The following is a 19,791-nucleotide window of genomic DNA, read 5'->3' on the forward strand; positions in this document are numbered from 1 at the left end:
ATGCATTATTTATAAATTTTTCACTGCCTGCTATTACGACCATTTTAAATGCTAGTAATAATTGTAAGGAATTAAGGTATGAATGATAAAAATAATTTATCAGGGTGGGTAAGAGATACTCTTTATTTATATGCAAATAAACAACCTGACGAAACGGTTTTAAGATATTGCCTTAAGGATAATACACAAGAATTTAACTATAAAGATATTATCTGTCTCAGTAGCTATATTGCACGCCATATAAGTTACCGCGAAAATGCTAAAGCGATTATTCTGATACCGGGTAATACTCAGTTTATTTTGGGATTTTTAGCTTGTATCATCCGTGGTGTTACGGCTGTTCCGGTTAACTTACCTGCCAGCCATCGTCTTGGACGAGTAGCGGATATAGTTAATCATATCTTTGAAGATTGTCAGCCAGAATATATTATTACTTTAAAAAATTCTGTTGATGAAATTGAGAAGCGACAATGGCACTTAGGTCGTCAGGTTATTGTGCTAGATGATCTTCTTACGGAGAATGATATATCAGAAATACCATCAGCTAATGAATATAAAGAGCTAATGTGTCCGAATGATGGTCCGGTATTTCTTCAATATTCTTCTGGTTCTACCGGTAAGCCGAAAGCTGTCTGTAATTTTGATGCAAATATGCAGGCCCAACATGAGATATTGCTTGAACTACATCGCGATTGCCAGCCACGCATTATTACCGCCAATTGGATACCGTTTTATCATGATATGGGCATGTTTTGCGGGCTATTGACGCCACTATTATCTGGCGGTTGTTGCAACTTTATTTCTCCCAGCCATTTTGCGGCTGATCCTGCCCGTTGGTTAAAACTGATTACTGATTATTCTGCAAATTCCACAGCCGCACCAGATTTCGCTTGGCAACTGTGCATTGATAGTATCACTCAAGAGCAGGCAGCAGAATTCGATCTCTCTTCGCTTAAAATGGTACTGAATGCCGCAGAACCTATCCGGGCTGAAACTATGCCGCGGTTTGCCCGCCACTTTTCTGTCTCAGGTTTTACCCCTTTGAGCTTTGTGCCCGCCTATGGCATGGCGGAGGCAACACTCGTCATCAGCCGCAAACCCGCCGGGATGCCATTCATTAGCCAGCGTTTTGATGCAGATAGACTTGTTTCTGGTTACGCTGTTCCTGCTGAAAATGGCCGTGAATTGGTGAGTTCAGGGCAGGTTGTCAGTGGATGGAAACTGCGGATTGTTGATCCTGAAACCGGTGAAATATTACCGGAAGGGCGGGTTGGTGAGATTTGGGTTGATGGTGATTCCAAAGCGTCTGGTTATTGGCAGAAACCCGAACTTAGCCGACAGACTTTTATGGCTTGCCTTAATCAGTCTATAGATAAAAGCTATTATTTGCGGACGGGTGATTTAGCCTTTATCTGGCAGGGAGAACTTTATATCTGTGGGCGACATAAAGATCTTATTATTGTCGCCGGCGAAAATTACATGCCAAATGATATTGAAGCCAGTATTGAAATGGGATGTGAAGACGTAAAAATCGGTGGAGCTTGTGCTTGCCAGCAGGTAGAAAGCGGTGAGTTGTTTGTCTTTGCCGAAGTTTATCGCCACCTTGAAGGGACTAAATTACAGGCCATTGCCCGGCAGATTGCTGCCAGAGTCGCATCGGATTTTCAGCTTTCGCTGGCGAATGTGGTGTTATTGCCCCATGGAACATTGAAGAAAACTTCCAGTGGAAAAATCCGGCGCAAACAAATGTTGGCTGATTTTGAGAATAACCAACTCAAAGTGCTCTTTGCTTTGCCGTGTGATATTGACAAAAAAGAATCTTCTTCCCTGCCCGGTTGGCTTTATCAGCTTCTTTGCGGTTTGCTTCATGTAGATAATCCAGATCCTGCCTGTGGTTTTGCTGAATTGGGGTTAACCAGTCTGTTAGCTGTCCGCTATTGCCAGCAAATAAATAAAATCTGGCGTTGTAATCTAACCCCTGCTGATTTATTTGCTTACCCAACTATTACTCAGTTGGCTAAATATATTGATAAATTATCAGATGAAAAAATCACGGTATCTGCTACAAAATCTGAATCAACCAAAAATGAACAGATTGCAATTATTGCGATAAGTTGTCGCTTGCCGGGGCAAACAAGTAACACATGGCAACAATATGGGCAATGGTTGGCAAAAGGATCACTAGCTGTCAGGCCCAGCAATTCGGAACTTCGCCAGTTTGCGCTTCCTATTGGCGCTCTGGAAGATATTGATCAATTTGATGCCCGTTTCTTCAACATTTCAGGCCGGGAAGCCGTATTACTTGATCCTCAGCAGAGGCTATTGCTTGAATTAAGCTGGCATCTGTTCGAACAGGCAGGATGGTTGCCGGAGCAACTGAAACAATCAGATACGGGTTTCTTTATCGGTCAGAGCGGTAGTGAGTTTGGTCAGCAATTATTGAAACTGAATAATCCTGAATATGCCAAAAGTTATTTGGCTACTGGGATTAATACGAGTGCAAGTTCTGGCCGATTAGCGAAGTTCTATGGAACAACAGGCCCTGCACTCACTATTGATACGGCTTGTTCTTCTTCTCTGGTGGCATTGGATACGGCGATACGCAGTTTACAGCAAGGGCAATGCCATGCGGCTATTGTGGGTGGAGTGAATATTTTACTGTCACCGCAGATTGAACAGACATTGATAAACGCGGGCATGTTATCGCCTAAGGGTCGGTGCGCTACACTGAGTGAAGATGCGGATGGCTATGTCAGAGGTGAAGGTGCGGCATTACTATTACTAAAACCTTACCAACAGGCTTTGGATGATGGTGATCCGGTGTTGGCCGTGATTGAATCCAGTTGTGTCGCTCAGGATGGTGAAAGTAGCAGCTTGACGGCTCCGAATCCACAAGCCCAGTCAGCCATGCTTAAGCGATTGTTGGAACAGGCTGATATTGCGCCTGATGATATTGATTTGCTGGAGATGCATGGCACAGGTACAGCTTTAGGTGATCCGATTGAGTTACAAGCTATTGACCGTGTTTATGGTAAACGACACCAGCCATTGCCGTTAGCCGCCTGTAAAGCCCAGATTGGTCATCTAGAAGCTGCCGCGGGTGTGGCCTCTGTGGTTCGGGCTGTGGCACAGATACAACAGCAACAACGGTTTGGTCATCCAACTCTGGCCTCGTTCAGCACTAAATTGTCAGCGTTAATGCCACGTTATCGTTACAGTAAACAGACTGAATCTCACCGAATAGAACGAGTTGCAATCAGTTCATTCAGTTTTACCGGCACGATGGCGGGTTTAGTGCTGAGTAAAGCAAACTTATCTGACCCCACTATTCCTGCGCCATGTGTTGAAAATGGTTTATTACCGCTTTCAGCCTGTAGTGCATCAGCATTGCAACAGATGGCTAATCAACTGGCGGATTTGCTGGAAAATCATCAGCAACAAGCTGGTGAACTGCTCAATGGTTGGTTGAAGAAACGTCATCATCATTTTGGTTGGCGGGTGCTAATCAGCTATCAGAATTTAGCCACTTTGATTGCGTATTTACGCCATGTTGAGCCAATTCAAGTTGATCGTATAAAAATGCTAGAAAAGGGCAGTGATCCTTACGATTGGCTACAAGGGCAATCCTATAACTGGGTTAAATATGCTGGGAACATGCCAGTTAGCCGATTTGCACTAGCACAACTTCCTCTCTATCCATTTAATCGTCAGAGTTACTGGCCAGAAGAACTTCGCTTAGTTGAACAGGGAACACAGGATCAATCCGAGACTTTCTCAGGTCATACTGGCTTTGATTTCGTTATCAATTGGGTAGCAGACGTGCTGGGAACTGAGTCTAAGGCATTAGCAATGGATGATAATTTGCTCAATTTGGGCATTGATTCATTGCAGATGTTGGATCTGGTGGATGAGTGCAAAAAACAGCATGTCATGCTGTCATTATCTTCTTTATTCGAACAGCCAACATTAGCCGCATGGCAACAGTGTTGGTTTTCTGCTGCTCAACCTGAAAATGTCTCAAAAGCGTCAGCACAGCCGGTTATAAAATGGGATGGCGAACCTTTTGAACTCACTTCAGTTCAGCAAGCCTACTGGACGGGGCGGCAAAAAGAGCAGACGCTGGGCGGAATCGCTTGTCAGGTCTATCTGGAACTGGATTGTCCGCTATTGAAGAACCGTGATATTGAATGGGCAGTTAATCAATTACATCAACGCCATGATATGTTGCGGATGCGTATTACCGGTGATGGTAAAGGGGAAATTACCGCTTACCAGCCGGTATCCATTGAATCTTATGACTGGCAACAACTTTCACTGAATTTATTGGAAGAGAAGCGATTCGCTCTCAGGAAACATCTGGAAACTAAAGTTGCAGATCTGACAATTGAAAGCGGATTTGGCGTGGTGGTAAGCCATACCGTCAATAGCAGTCGCTTACATATTAATATCGATATGGTGATGGCGGATGCGATGAGCCTTCAGATTTTGTTGAAAGAGCTAAGCCAGTTTATTTTGATGCCGGGTGTGCTTCTTCCTCAATTAAATTACAGCTTCCCGCAATATTTGTGTGAACAGGCCGCTGATAGTCAGCTAATCGACAGTCGTCAATACTGGCAAAAAAGATTGGCTGAGCAATTGCCTTTTGCGCCTCAGTTACCACTGGCAGTTAAACCGGAACATATTGATAAGCCTGATTTCCATCATCGTCAGTGGAGTCTGGAGCAACAGCGTTGGTTATCATTGAAGGAAATTGCCCGCAGCAATGGTATAACCCCTTCCATGTTGCTGGCGAATTGCTTTGCTGAAACATTGCGTGGCTGGACTGAATCGCCGGATTTCACGTTGAATCTGACGATTTTCAACCGCCGCGGAGAACATCCTCAACTGCCTGATTTAGTCGCAGATTTCACAACATTACTGTTACTGGCTTGTCATTCGCAGGCAGGGAACAGCATTTTAGAAAACTGCCGGGCTCTCAATCGCCAGTTTATGTCAGATCTGGATCATGTGGATTACAGCGCAATACAGGTTATGCGGGACTGGTCGCAGATATGCGGGAATCAAGTTCTCATGCCGGTGGTATTCACCAGTAATCTTGGCCGTGATCTGCTTAGTGGTAATGAACTGGGAGAGCTGAATTATCTGGTATCCCAGACGCCACAAGTCTGGATTGACTGCCAGGTAATGGAACATCAAGGGGAATTATTAGTTAGCTGGGATTGCGTAGATGGGTTATTCCCTCAAGGCATGCTTGATCAAATGTTTAGTTTTATGACGCATCTGATCAGCGCAATTACAGATAATCCTCAACTCCTCTTAAAGCCGGTTTCGCATTATGTCACGCCGGAACTTATTGAACAGCGCACAGAGCCTAAAGATCGTGATGGTATGCTTTTTACGCCACGTTTACTGCATCGTCGTTTTTATGAGATTGCGGCATTGTGGGCAGATTCACCCGCAGTTATCACGCCTCATCAACGACTCAGTTATGGTGAACTTGAACAAGGTGTACTGGAACTGGCTTACAGGCTGAAAGAGCAAAAAGTAAAAGCTGGAGATAACCTAGCATTACTGTTGCCAAAAGGTACAGAGCAAGTTGTTGCTGTTTTGGCTTGCTTGAGTGTTGGTGCTATATATGTTCCGCTGGATGTCGCGCAGCAATCAGCCCGTTTACAGACCATCATCAGTCAGGCGGATATTTCGTTGATTATTACAAACAATGAATATCAGGAGCCGGTTAGTCGTTGGTTTGATGCGGTTCTGAATATTGAGCAGACCGGTGACTCACAACTGCCATTATCGCAGGTGGTTTATGGGGAACCGGAACTTTCTGCTTATATCATCTTCACTTCTGGCTCTACCGGTACACCTAAAGGTGTTGTGGTATCTCATCAGGCCGCCGCTAATACAATTGATGATATTAATCGCCGTTATGGTCAGCGGGAAAAAACACGGGTATATGCCCTGTCGGCACTGAATTTTGATTTGTCGGTGTATGACATTTTTGGCCCTCTTGCGTCAGGGGGTTCCTTGGTTATGCCTGAGGTGGGCCATGAGCGGGAAGCAAAGCAATGGCTGGAACAGCTGCATCAGGAACAGGTGACAGTCTGGAACAGTGTCCCGGCGCTGTTTGATATGTTGCTGGTGGCGGCTGAAAGTGATCCCCGTGGTTTGCCTGAGTCATTGCAACAGGTGTTGTTATCCGGTGACTGGGTTGGTCTGGATCTGCTTCCCCGTTTGCGTGAAGTTGGAAGTCAGGCTCAATTAACGGCAATGGGGGGAGCAACGGAAGCAGCAATTTGGTCTAACGCGATTGATATCGATGTTATCCCGTCAGAATGGCGCTCAATTCCTTACGGTTATCCGCTCTCTAATCAGCATTACCGAGTCATGGATTCACAACAACGGGATTGCCCTGATTGGGTCGCCGGAGAGTTGTGGATTGGCGGGAAAGGCGTAGCGCTGGGCTATTACGGCGACCGGGAAAAAACAGACACTCAGTTTGTTCTGTATCAAGGGCAGCGTTATTACCGGACGGGAGATTATGGGCGCTTTTGGCAGGGGGGATGCCTTGAGTTTCTTGGCCGCAAAGATAGCCAGATTAAACTGAATGGTTACAGGATTGAACTGGGTGAAATTGAAACGGTGGTTTTACGTCACCCTGCAATCAGCAAAGCCGTTGCATTGTGTTTATCTGAACCACAGAAACATCTGAGATTGTTTGTTGAAGGTCAGGTGACAGCGGGTGATTCTTCAACATTAGCCGATAATGTATTACCTGAAATGCCATCATTTATTCAGGCGGAAAGCAGTCAGGATGATGAACAGCGTATCGCGTTATCGCTGTTGCAAAAGATATTGATTGATTCTTTGCAACTGACACTTACTCAGCCACAGAGTGCAGAAATACTTTATCAACAGGCAGGGGTGATACCCCGTTATCAACCACTGTTTATTCAGTGGTTGGAGTGGTTGACTCATCAGGGATGGTTATCTGAAAGTGAAAAAGGCTGGCAATTGAATCAAGGGTGGCAACCAGATAACAAGCCGGTTCTGGCATCACGAATGGGCGGAATTTATCGGGCGCTTGATGGGTGTTGTGACTGGATTGCTCAGGTGATTCAGGGGAAACAGAACCCACTAATGCTTATCGACGATCCTGTATTGTCACCGGAAGTTCTGGTTGTTGGTTCACCGGAAACTGAAGTGTTCATTACCCTTATTGCGGATCAAATCCGCCGGTTATCCACGATATTGCAGCGGCCTGTCAGAGTTGCAGAGCTGAATGGCCGCAGTGGTCTGTTTGCAGGCAAGTTACTCGGTCTATTATCTGATTTGGAGATTGAATATTGCTTAGTTGAGCAGGCCGGTTCATTGCGTGAATTGGCGAAATATCGTCTGTCAGGTTATCCGCATCAGAGCCAGGTTTGCACAGTGCAGGAAGCGGTAGATTATAGTGCCGATCTGGTCATCAGTAATAATGCACTGCATCGTTATGCCGATATCCGTCGGGGAATCTCTGATCTGCAAGTATTGGCATCTTCCGGCAGTGGCGTATTGGTGTTTGAAAGCCAATATCTCAGCCCGCTGGCACAATTAACGGTGTTACTGCTGCAAGATGAAAATGGTTTTACTGATCTGCGACAAGGCCAGCGAGATCCGTTACTGGATAAGAAACGTTGGCAACAGCAGTTGTTGCAAAGTGATTTACCCGTGCAGTCTGTCACTGTAATGGGGGAAAACTCCGTACTGTTGATGTGCAAAAACCGTAGTAGCAACGTTATGGTTAATCGCCACGAATTGACGCAGCATCTGACAAATTATCTTCCAGCTTATATGTTGCCGCAGTATTTGCATGTTTTAGATAAACTCCCATTGAGTGCTAATGGAAAAATAGATCGCAAAGCACTTGAACAATTAGCTGTAGACGGGGCAGAGCAGGAAATTCTGCAATCTGCACAGGGCGTCGAATTGTCAGGAAAAGCCGAATATCTGGTGGCTAAAGTCTGGCAACAGGTATTGGGTACAGAGCCAATGGCTGACAGCAATTTCTTCCTGCTTGGTGGTGATAGTTTACATGCCACCCGGATTGTTGTGGCGTTGGAATCAGAAGGGGCTGTAGATGTCTCACTGGCTCAGGTGTTCTCCTCCCCGGTATTGCGTGACTTTGCTCGATTGATGACTTTTACTGAACTGCCAACAACAAAAGTGATGCAACTGCAACATCAGGAAAGTGAACGTTATCAGCCATTCCCGCCTACAGATGTACAACGCGCCTATCTGATGGGGCGTCAGGCTGGTTTCCGTCTCGGTGGGGTTGCCACTCATTATTATAACGAATACGAAGGCCAGCCTTTTGATGCAACGCGGTTAGAACAGGTTTTATCCGCATTGATTGCCCGTCATGATGCATTGAGAATTGTATTCGATGAGCAAGGAATGCAACGGGTGTTGCCACAGCAGCCAAAACCTGCGCTAGACGTGATCCACTGTTCTGAGCAGCAATGGTCAGAAGAAACCAGTAAATTGCGGGAAAGCTTATCCCACCGGGTACTTGATCCGACACAATGGCCACTGTTCCATGTGACGCTGATGCAATCAGATGATGGGCGCAATCGCCTGTATATCGGGTTGGATAATTTGATCCTTGACGGCTTGAGTATGCGCATTTTCTTCACCGAACTTGAGCAGCTTTATCAGCAACCGGAAGGGGGATTGCCATCCGTTGGGATTGGTTTCCGAGATTATCTCACCACGGTGATTTCTGATGAAGAGAAGAGCCGTAAATCGGCAAATTACTGGCAGGAGCGGCTGGCAGAATTACCTGAAGCGCCAAAGCTGCCACTGATTTGTGATCCGCAGTCATTGGGGACTCCCCGGTTTAAACGTTGGCAATCTGTTTTGCCACGGCAGCAGTGGCAAACTTTGACAGAAAAAGCCCGGCATTATCAAGTAACGCCTTCTTGTTTGTTGCTGACTTGTTATGCACAGGTGCTGGCGAAATGGTCAGAATCGGCTTCATTGAGTATCAATGTGACGTTGTTTGATCGTCAGCCATTACATCCTGATATCAACCATATTCTGGGGGATTTCACTTCGCTTCTGTTACTGGAATGTCACCATTTAGCCGATGAAAACTGGCTCAATAGAGCACAGCGATTACAGCAACAGCTTTGGCAAGATCTGGCTCATACTGATGTTTCGGCGGTATGGGTTATCCGTGAATTGAATAAACAACGGCAAGTTACCGATTTGGCTATGCCCGTCGTGTTTACCAGTGCGTTAGGGGCAGAAGTCATGCCTTATCAAGAGAGTGCACAACCGTTCCCGCCGGCTATCTGGGGAATTTCTCAGACTCCTCAGGTTTGGATCGATCATCAAGTCTATGAGCAGGATGGAGAATTACATTTCAACTGGGATGTGGTTGATGGTCTGTTCCCACAAGGCATGATCGATGCGATGTTCAGTGCATATTGTGATTTGCTGACACAGTTAAGTGTGATTCCGGACTGGCATACCCAGGTGAATGTAGCACTGCCGATACAACAGCAGCAGTGTCGTCAACGGGTTAATGATACGCATCAGGAACTGCGTTTTACACCAATGCATCAGCGTGTTGGACAAGCGATGACACAGTTTGCGGATCGAACAGCGATTATTGATGGTGGGCAGCAGGTCAGTTATCAACAGTTAGAACAACATGTGCAACGATTGGCTCAGGTTTTGGTTGAACAAGGCGTTTGTGCAGGTGATTGTGTTGGTGTTGCGTTACCAAGGGGTTATCAACAAATCGTCGCGGTACTGGCTGTTCAGTGGTTGGGAGCGGCTTATGTTCCCATCTCTGTCGAGTGGCCTGTGCTGCGCCGGGAACAGGTTGCCCAGCAGGCGGGGTTGATTCGTGTTGTGGCAGATAGCCACTTGCAATGGACGGGATCGGTCGCAATTGTTGATATTAACCAGTCACCGCTGACAACAACGGCGATTCAACCCTGGCATTCACAAGCTCAGGATCTGGCTTACATTATTTTCACTTCTGGTAGCACAGGCGTACCTAAAGGCGTAGCGATAAGTCACGGTGCTGCGATTAATACTATTGAAGCGATCAATCGGCAGCATTGTGTTGATAAACAGGACAAAGTTCTGACGCTGTCTGCGCTGCATTTCGACCTTTCTGTGTGGGATATTTTTGGTGTGCTGTCAGCGGGCGGGACTTTGGTCACGGTACCTGAAACCCATTCTAAGGACGCTGCACATTGGTTGACTCTGATAAAACAGCACCAGATAACGTTATGGAACAGCGTACCAGCCCTACTGGAAATGGCCCTGTTACTGAGTGAAAACGGTGAACAGACCGATGCGCTTACCAGTTTGCGTCTGGTCATGCTCTCCGGTGACTGGATTAACCTTGCATTGCCTGAGCGTTTAAAGCGCTGGATACCACAGGTACAACTGGTTTCTATGGGGGGCGCGACCGAAGCGGCCATTTGGTCGAATTACTGGTTAGTGGACGAGCTTGATCCTGAATGGAAATCTATTCCTTATGGATTACCGTTGCCGAACCAGCAGTTCCGTGTAGTCAGTGAACTAAAAGAGGATTGCCCTGATTGGGTTGCCGGTGAGCTGTGGATTGGTGGTCATGGTGTGGCGCTGGGTTACTTCGGTGATGATGAGCGTACTGCCAATCAGTTTATTTCCTGGCAAGGGGAGCGTTGGTATCGCACTGGCGATATGGGGCGTTATCACCCAACAGGCGTACTGGAATTCCTGGGACGGCGTGATCAGCAGGTTAAAATTTCCGGCTACCGTATTGAGCTGGGTGAGATCGTACAGGCTTTGAAAGGTTGTGACGGTATTGAAGACGCGTTGGTATTTGTTAATCAACGTGGCAAGCGTCCATCCCTCTCAGCTTGCGTCTTGGCATCGCAAGAGCCGGATTGGTCGCTGTTGCGGCAACAACTGTCAGCACAATTACCAGAATATGCGGTTCCGGTTGAGTTTGGTTGGCTGTCTTGCTGGCCGTTGACAGACAACGGCAAGCTGGATCGCAAAATAATTGAGCAACAACCACGGAATGTTGTCAGTCAGGCTATGGACACGTTGCCGGAAAGCCCATTGGAAAAACAACTGGCAGATGTGCTGTTGCCATTGCTTAATCTGACGCAACTCAGCGTTCATGACAATTTCTTTGCCCTCGGCGGCGACTCCTTTATTGCAACCCGTTTCACTTCTGAACTGAGGCGGTGTCATAACATTGATTTGCCACTCTGGCAGGTTTTCAACCTGCAAACCATTGCACGTATGGCGCAACAACTACAATCCGCCCCCGCAGAGGAAGCGGAAATGATTTTTGAGGAAGGTTCTCTATGAATAGCCAGGAAACTATACAGAAAAAAACAGTACAGCTATCAGCTTCACAACAAGCGGTTCAGCTTTTACTGCAACTTGAACAACAACAGGCTAAATTCTGGCTGGAAGGTGAGGCGTTGAAGTTTCGTGCGCCTGAGGGAGTGATGAGTCATCACGTTATTACTCAGTTGAAGAATTTGAAACCACAAATTGTTGCGTTAATACAGGAGTGGCAGGAACCACAGAATTTTGTGGTAAACCCGGCACAGAAGCATTTGCCTTTTGCTTTAAGTGATGTGCAGTCAGCTTATTTTGTCGGGCGTCATTCAATGTTCGATTATGGTGGTGTGGGTTGTCATGGTTATTTTGAAATTCTGACTGAACATTGGGATGTTAAACGTCTTGAGCAGGTATGGAATCAACTGATCCAACGCCATGATATGTTGCGGGCGGTATTTACTGTTCAGGGGCAGCAACAGATTTTGCCGGAAGTGCATCATTTCACCATTGATTGCCACTCTTCTTCGCCGGAAGAACTTCGGCAAACCCTGTCTCACCGGGTTTATCAGACAGATTGTTGGCCGCTGTTTGATCTGAAAGTCAGCCAGGCAGCAGGGAAATCTTGCCTTCATTTCAGTATTGATTTGCTGATTGCCGATTTTCTCAGTGTACAAATTTTGCTGGCAGAACTATTAAAAGGTTATCAACAGCCGCAGACAGAATTTGCGCCATTACAGGCCAGTTTCCGTGATGTGATGGAGTTTGAGCAACACCGCCACCGTCAGCGCAGCTATGCCAGCGCGCGTGAATATTGGTTGCAACGTCTGCCTGAGTTGCCTGCAAGCCCACAATTACCTCACCTTCCGGTACAAAGTGGCGTTGTTCCCCGTTTCAGCCGTTACGATTTGCAACTCACTGCTAAACAGTGGGAGCAATTGCAGCAACATTGTCGTTTACAAGGCGTCTCTCCTTCTGCACTGCTTTTGGCGCTCTTTAGTGAAACACTGGTCCGCTGGTCAGAAACGAAATCTTTTTGTCTCAATCTGACAGTAATGAACCGCCGTGATCTTCATGAAGATATTCACCGGATGGTTGGGGATTTTACCAGCGTTAGCCTATTGCAGGCGGATATCAGTCAGCCCCTCTCATTGCTGGAGCGGGTGAAAAATCTACAGGCGCAACTGTGGCAGGATTTGGAGCATAACGCATTCAGTGGTATTGAGGTGATGCGTGAGCTGGCACGACAGAGGGGAGCAGAAGCTGCGAGAATGCCGATAGTATTTACCAGTGCATTAGTTGGCGAGGGTAAAGAGCAGGCGCAGGACATTATCAGCCAATTACCGATGGATATTGAGATTGGCTATGGTATCAGTCAGACTCCACAGGTATGGATTGATTGCCAGGTGATGGCCCGTAATGGAGGGTTATTGATCAACTGGGATATCATGGAGGGTGTATTCCCAGTAGATCTGATCCGCGATATGTTCAGTTGCTTTACTGGCGCGATATATCAGGTATTGGAACAGGTTGATGTGTGGGATCAGGTACTCGTCATTAATCTGCCGGAATACCAGCAAAAAACACGGCAACAGGTTAATGCGACTGAGGAAATGATTAAATCGGCGCTATTACATCAGGGTGTTTTGGAACAGGCCGGTAAAACGCCTGATGCATTGGCGCTGATTGATGCATGTGGGCAGATGACCTATCAACAAATGGTAACACGTGCAACAAAACTGGCCGCGTTTTTACCCCAAGGTGGACATAGCGCGATATTGATGGAAAAAAGTGCGGAGCAGGTTATTACAGCCCTGGCGATTTTAATCGCTGGTGGTGCTTATCTGCCACTTGATATTTCACAGCCGTTGCCACGGATATTGCAAATTCTTACTGATGCACAGGTTAGTGCAGTATTGACAGATAATGAGGTTTTGGCTCAACAGTTACGGGAACAGGGGTTTAATGCTGCCAGCACCGAGAATGTGTCAGAACTGGCAATTACTTCCGCTGTGTCAGTGAAGCAAAATGACCCGCATAATCTGGCTTATATTATCTATACCTCCGGCAGTACCGGGCAACCGAAAGGCGTGATGATAAGCCATGATGCGGCGCTGAATACCATCAGCGATATCAATCGCCGTATGAATGTCACATCGACTGACCGTATGCTGGCACTGGCGAGGCTGAGTTTTGACCTTTCTGTCTATGATATTTTTGGTGTACTTAGCGCAGGTGGCGCGTTGATATTGCCGCAGGAACAGGATTTACAAAACCCTGCACAATGGGCGCGGCTAATTGATAAGCATCAGGTTACGTTGTGGAACTCTGTCCCGGCGCAAATGACGATGCTGACCCGCTACCTGTCTGAAGGAGGGCAGGAATCCATTGGTCGCTTGCGCTGTGTGATGATGTCTGGTGACTGGATCCCGCTTAATTTGCCAACCGCTATTTATCAACATGCGCCAGATGCTTATCAATTCAGCCTGGGTGGGGCGACGGAAGCGGCTATTTGGTCAAATATCTGGCCGATAGAACCGGCAAAAACCTATCACAACAGCATTCCTTATGGCACGCCATTGGCTAATCAGCAGTTCCGTATTTTGGATCTCCGTGGAGAACCTTGCCCTGATTGGGTTGCGGGAGAACTTTGGATTGGCGGCCGTGGTGTTGCTCAGGGCTATTGGCAGGATGAAGAAAAAACTCGCCATCACTTTATCACTGACAGCCAGGGACAACGCTGGTATCGCACGGGAGACCGGGGGCGTTATACCCTCAATGGGGTGATTGAGTTTCTTGGGCGCTGTGATAATCAGGTAAAAATTCGTGGTTATCGGGTGGAAACAGGTGAGATAGAAGCCGTGTTGGAGCGACATAATAGTGTGGCTCAGGCTGCGGTTGTCGTAAAAGGGGATAAACACAATCAAGGATTACACGCTTTTGTTGAAGCGGCGACAGAAAATTCTTTGGAACGGGCAGAAAAGCTGTATCAGCGCTATGAGATTGCATTACAAAAAGTACGCTCAGTTGCCAGCGATATTGAAGCAACGATAGATAAGCAAAAGGTAGAAAAGCTGGTTTGGTTCCTTGATCGTGTGGCCCTGTTGCATATGGTTGGTGCGTTGGTGGATGTCGGCGCTTTACAGGCAGGAAAGCCCGCTACCCTCGCTTCTGTGATGGAAAACGGCAGTATTGCGGCAGAAAACCGGCAATTAACACGCCGGTGGTTGAGAGCGTTGGTTCAGCATCAGTTAATTCAGCAACAAGGAGAGTATTACCAGCTCAATGCTGATGTTTCAGAGTATGAAATCAAGCAGTGTTGGCAACAATGTTATGACTTGATGTCAGCATTGGATGATGACCAAGGCTTGCTTACCTATCTGGAACGCAGTAGCCAGTGTCTGCCGGAATTGTTGCAGGGCAAAGAAGATCCGCTGAATTTGCTGTTCCCTGATGGCAAGCTGAATGTGGCGATCAAAACTTACCAAAACAATCTGATCAGTAAAATGATGAATCGCTTGTTGCTGGCTGCGGCTGAACAAAAAGCGGCTCAGATTAACCATGAAGAAGGGCGTTGCCTGCGGGTATTGGAAATTGGGGCTGGTGTGGGCGGCACCAGTAACGTGTTGATCCCGAAACTGGCAGACTGGAACGTCGAATATACCTTTACCGATATTTCACCCTTCTTCCTGAATGAGGCCAGATTACGTTATCAGCAGTTTGATTTTGTTCGTTACCGGTTGTTTGATTTCAATCGTACACCGGTAGAACAAGGGTTGGATTGTGGGCAGTTTGACATGATTGTCTCTTCTAATGTTTTGCACAATGCGATTATTGCCCGTCAGGGATTAGAACATCTGCGCCAGTTACTGGCACCGGATGGATGGCTGCTGGTGATTGAAGCAACACGGGATAATTACCAGTTGATGACTTCGATGGAATTTAAGCATGGCCTGAGTGATTTTGCCGATGAACGGCTGGAACTGGATTCGCCGTTTATGCCGCAGAAAAACTGGCTTAATGCCATGAACGATGTGGGTGCGGAGACGTTATGGGCTTATCCGCCAGCAGAAGATGCGCTTTATCAACTGGGGCAGAGTTTTATTTTGGCGCAATTTAATCTCAACCGTAGACCATGCAACAGCACAGAATTGTTGGCGTCATTAAAACAACAACTGCCTGCTTATATGGTGCCTGCTCGCCTTACCGTACTTGATCGTTTGCCTGTGACAGCTAATGGCAAAGTTGATCGTAAAGGTATGCCGGATTTACCGGAGCATAGCGGGAATGAGCCAGTAGCAGAAAGCAACAGCAGTGACGAACTGGAACAGACCTTACTGACGCTGTGCTGGGAACTGCTTGGGCATAATAATATTGGTCTTGATGATGATTTCTTCGCCAGCGGTGGTGACTCATTATTAATAACGCAGTGGGTAAGCCGGATTCGTCAGGAGCTTGGGGAGGATAACGTTCCATGGGAAGGCAGCTTGCGTCAGGTGCTACAGCAGCCAACTGTTCGTGCACTGGCGGCATTTTTGCGTACGCAGTCCGAGCAGGATAAGAGAGCATCAGATAACCATGCTTGTCTGACGTTGTTGAAGGACGGTCATGGTGATCCGGTCGTTATTCTGCATGAAGGCAGTGGTACGGTATTGCCTTGCCTGCCTTTGACTGAAAAACTTTCTGGCCCGGTTTATGCGCTGAGTGTGGTCGATACAGACGCTTTCCTGCAAATTCCGTCTGAGCAATTAATCTCTCAATTGGCACGACATTATCTGCGTGACATTCAATCTTTGCCTGGCAATTGCCATTTATTTGGTTACTGCATGGGTGGGCTATTGGCCTTTGAAATGGCGCGTCAGGCGATGGAAAATCAGACACCTGTTGCTTCAGTAACGATTGCCAGCAGTTATCAGATCCCTTACCTGATTGATGATCCGTTGATGATAGATATGGCGATTATCTGGGGATTGTCAGTGGAATGTCCGTGGTCGTTGCCTCAGGAACAACTGGAAACCGTTTATGAAGCTTTGCTGGCGGAAAAGCCAGAGGTCATTGATCGCCATTCCGTCGCTGAATATGCCCGTGCCCGCGGAATGGATGCCTTTGCCGATGCTTATATGGCGGTGGTGGATATCCCGGAAGATCAGCGTTTACAGCAATTGGTTAGCGCTATCCGTAAAAATGAGATTGCGGAGAAAGAGTGGATCCGGATGTGTTCTGTTTTCCGTCACAGCATTCGGGGTGTTTGCCGTTATCAGCCAGATTATTTTGCCGGTGATCTGACGTTTGCCTGCCAAAATAGTGATACTTATTTGCTGCCTGCGCTCCAGCAGGACATGAAAGAATTTTGGCAGCAATATTGTCTTGGAAACATAAATTATCTTTCACTGAATGGCGACCATTTTGACTGTATTAAATCAGATAATGTGATGCCACTGGTAAACCATCTTGAACAGTGCAAAGCACAGGTGAACTAAATGAATCGGGATAGAAAAATTCTGGTAATAGGCGCTACGGGAGCAGTTGGAGGCTCTGTTGTTGCCGCATTGAATCAATTGGGTTATCAGGTGTCAGGTGCAGGGCGGCGTCCCTGTGCTGAATTAGCTGATTATCATCAGATAGATTTATTTGATGAAAAAGCACTGGCTGAACTTTGTCAGCCGTTTTCTTTGATCATTAATGCCGCAGGCCCTGCTTCGCAAATTCAGGACAGAATTGCCAGAGCAGCATTGGCTTCGGCAACGCACTATTTGGATGTTGCAGGAGAGCCTGTTGTCTGGCAGCAATTAGCCGCAGATGAAAAATTAGCCCCTTTATTACAGAAATCCGCTTGTGTCTTGGGCGCGGGATATGTGCCGGGATTTGCCTCGATCTTACCTTTTTTAGCCGCGAACCGGCTGAAAACAATGGGTAAAGTGCGGTCATATCTTGGCGGAATAGAACCTTTTACGGTGACTTCCGCCATTGACTTTATTGATAGCTTGAATGAGCAGAATGGTAAAGCAGGTCATATCTTATCTGGAGGAGCGTTACAACGGGCAGCCATAGAAAAAAATGTTCAGCCTGAAACTGCTAACAGGGCATTTGATGCCCTGCCATATCTCAGTTTTGAGTTGGAAAGAGTTGCCCGGCAACTCAATCTGGTTGATTTCGCTGCATTTAATTTACTTGCAGATCGTCAGCTATTGCTGACGGATCAATTTAATGGTGAGCAGGGAATTAAACAGCTGATCAGCCAGAGTGAAGAACTAACGCATCATTATGGTCAACAGCAACATATTTTGCTGGAAGCAGAAGGTGTATTGGTGGGGCAACCCGTGACTCTCATTGCCAGAGGGCGTTTTACTGATAGTTACCGTTTTACCGGGATCGTTGCTGCATTGGCGGCGGATATGATGCTCAAAACACCACAATCAGGGTTGAAATGGCTGTCTGATTTAGCTGATGCAGAGCAGTTATTGTCAGGGCTTGAGCACATGGGGGCCTTTGAATACTGGCAGATAGAAATAAAACCGCGTCAAAGTGCAGATTATGTTGAGGGGGAACTATGAGTCGTCCATTACGTGTCGTCGTCTGTGGTACGTTGTTCGGTCAGGTTTATTTGTCAGCGTTTAAAACCCATTTTCCTGGTTTTGAATTGGCGGGCATTATTGCCCGTGGCAGTGAGCGCTCGCAGCGGCTGGCGGCTGAATATCAGGTACCTTTGTATGAACACGTTTCCCAGTTGCCGGATGATATTGATATTGCCTGTGTCGTGGTACGTTCTGCCATTGTCGGTGGCGCGGGCAGTGAACTGACAAAACAATTGTTGAGCAGAGGAATTCATGTTTTACAGGAACATCCGGTTTATCAGCGTGATGTGGCGGAATGTTTGAAACTGGCTCGCCAGAATAATTGCTGTTACTCCGTCAATACGCACTATCCGAATGTTCCGGCAGTACGGCAATTTACTGATTATTTGCAACAGGCTATGCAGCATCAGCAACCTTTATTTATTGAAGCTACCTGTGGCGTTCAAGTGATTTGCGGTTTACTGGATATTCTGGGACGTGCATTAGGAAAATTCACCCCTTTTGCTTTTGGCGACGCACATCACTGGGATAAACAATTGCTGACTCAGGCCACCAGTTATCCGCCTTATACCACTATTCAAGGGGTTATTATGGGGATCCCATTAATCCTGAATTTGCAGAATCAGCTTGATCCCGGCGATCCTGATAACCATTTCCACATTATGCAACGTATTTGCGTCGGTCTGCCCAGTGGTAATTTGCTGTTGGTGAATACACATGGTCCGGTGTTGTGGAATTCACGCTTCCATATACCACGTCAGCGTACAACCAGTGGGGTAAGGGAGCCTCTATTACCACAACAGGCTGCCCATTACTTTAAACCGCCAACTTCTGTTTCGTTGTATGACTGTTGTCCAAGTCTGGAACAGATCACGAATCAGCACTGGCCCGAGGCTATTCGTCATGCTTTGCGGCAATTTGCCATACAGATTGAACGGCCTGATCCCCGCATGGCGCAATATTTACTGACAATGGCCTCTGTTTGGAAAACCTTAATGAGTAAGGTTGGTAACCCAGAAAGTTTGCATGTGCCTGATCCTGTTCCACCTCAACCGGAGATCAGCGAATTTCTGCAACAACAGGGGGATGTTCACTATGTTTGATAACGTATCGCTTGATAGAGCAGTGCGACTGATAAAACCGGGAACCGGTAGCCAACTGATCTGTTTTCATTATGCCGGGGGCAGAGCAGAATACTTTATCCCCTGGCGTGACGGAATTTCAAAAGATACTGCGGTTTATGCCGTTCAATTACCAGGACATGGCTCGCGGATTAGCGAGCCGTTGCAAACTTGTATTCATCAGTTAGCAGACAACTTGGTCGAGGCCTTGAATATTTTGCCTTTACGTCCGACTTATTTTTTCGGGCACAGCATGGGCGCTGCGCTGGCGTTTGAGGTGGCATTGCGTATGCAACAGCAGGGTAGAAAAATTCGCGCATTATTTGTTTCTGCCCGTCTGCCGCCACACAAAAATAGTGGTAATGATTATCACCGTCGGGATGAGCAGCAACTGCTGAACAAAATTACTTCTCTGGGTGGCTCTGCGATTGATTATCAGACCATGCCTGAATTAAAGGCATTGTTAATGCCCATTTTCCGTGCGGATTTTCAGGCTATTGAAACATATCAACGCCGTTGCCAACAACAACTTGATTGCCCGGTATTTGCTTGCGCTGGGGAACGTGATACGGAAGTTTCTCCGGAAGAGATGGCGCAGTGGCAGTGGATAACTAACGATAAATTTGAACTGAAAGTATTTGATGGCGGGCATTTTTACCTCAATGATCAATCTTCAGTTTTATTTGACTATATCAATAGTAATATTGCTGCTTCATAGTATCATTGCGCAATCAATAAATTTAGGAAATATC

Annotated in this window: 5 protein-coding genes; all 5 read left to right on the plus strand. The window is 46.8% G+C overall.

Annotated features, from left to right (window positions below):
- Window positions 1-78 precede the first annotated feature (78 nt).
- The 5 genes from C5470_RS01525 to C5470_RS01545 are packed head-to-tail and all read left to right on the plus strand — an operon-like array spanning window position 79 to window position 19,757.
- Window positions 79-11,367, plus strand: a complete 11,289-nt coding sequence (locus C5470_RS01525; RefSeq protein WP_166285348.1) for a non-ribosomal peptide synthetase — start codon at window positions 79-81, stop codon at window positions 11,365-11,367.
- Window positions 11,364-16,823, plus strand: coding sequence for a non-ribosomal peptide synthetase (locus C5470_RS01530; protein ID WP_166285350.1), 5,460 nt, complete (start codon window positions 11,364-11,366; stop codon window positions 16,821-16,823). The genes C5470_RS01525 and C5470_RS01530 overlap by 4 nt, the downstream gene beginning before the upstream one ends.
- Entirely contained in the window at window positions 16,824-17,897 is a 1,074-nt protein-coding gene (locus C5470_RS01535) for an NAD-dependent epimerase/dehydratase family protein (protein ID WP_152963553.1), read from the plus strand. It begins immediately after the preceding gene.
- Entirely contained in the window at window positions 17,894-19,021 is a 1,128-nt protein-coding gene (locus C5470_RS01540; protein ID WP_036843797.1) for a Gfo/Idh/MocA family oxidoreductase, read from the plus strand. The genes C5470_RS01535 and C5470_RS01540 overlap by 4 nt, the downstream gene beginning before the upstream one ends.
- Complete coding sequence (locus C5470_RS01545; protein ID WP_166285352.1) at window positions 19,014-19,757, plus strand: thioesterase II family protein; 744 nt, start codon at window positions 19,014-19,016, stop codon at window positions 19,755-19,757. The genes C5470_RS01540 and C5470_RS01545 overlap by 8 nt, the downstream gene beginning before the upstream one ends.
- Window positions 19,758-19,791 lie beyond the last annotated feature (34 nt).

Source organism: Photorhabdus stackebrandtii (genome assembly GCF_011189495.1).
GTDB lineage: Bacteria > Pseudomonadota > Gammaproteobacteria > Enterobacterales > Enterobacteriaceae > Photorhabdus > Photorhabdus khanii.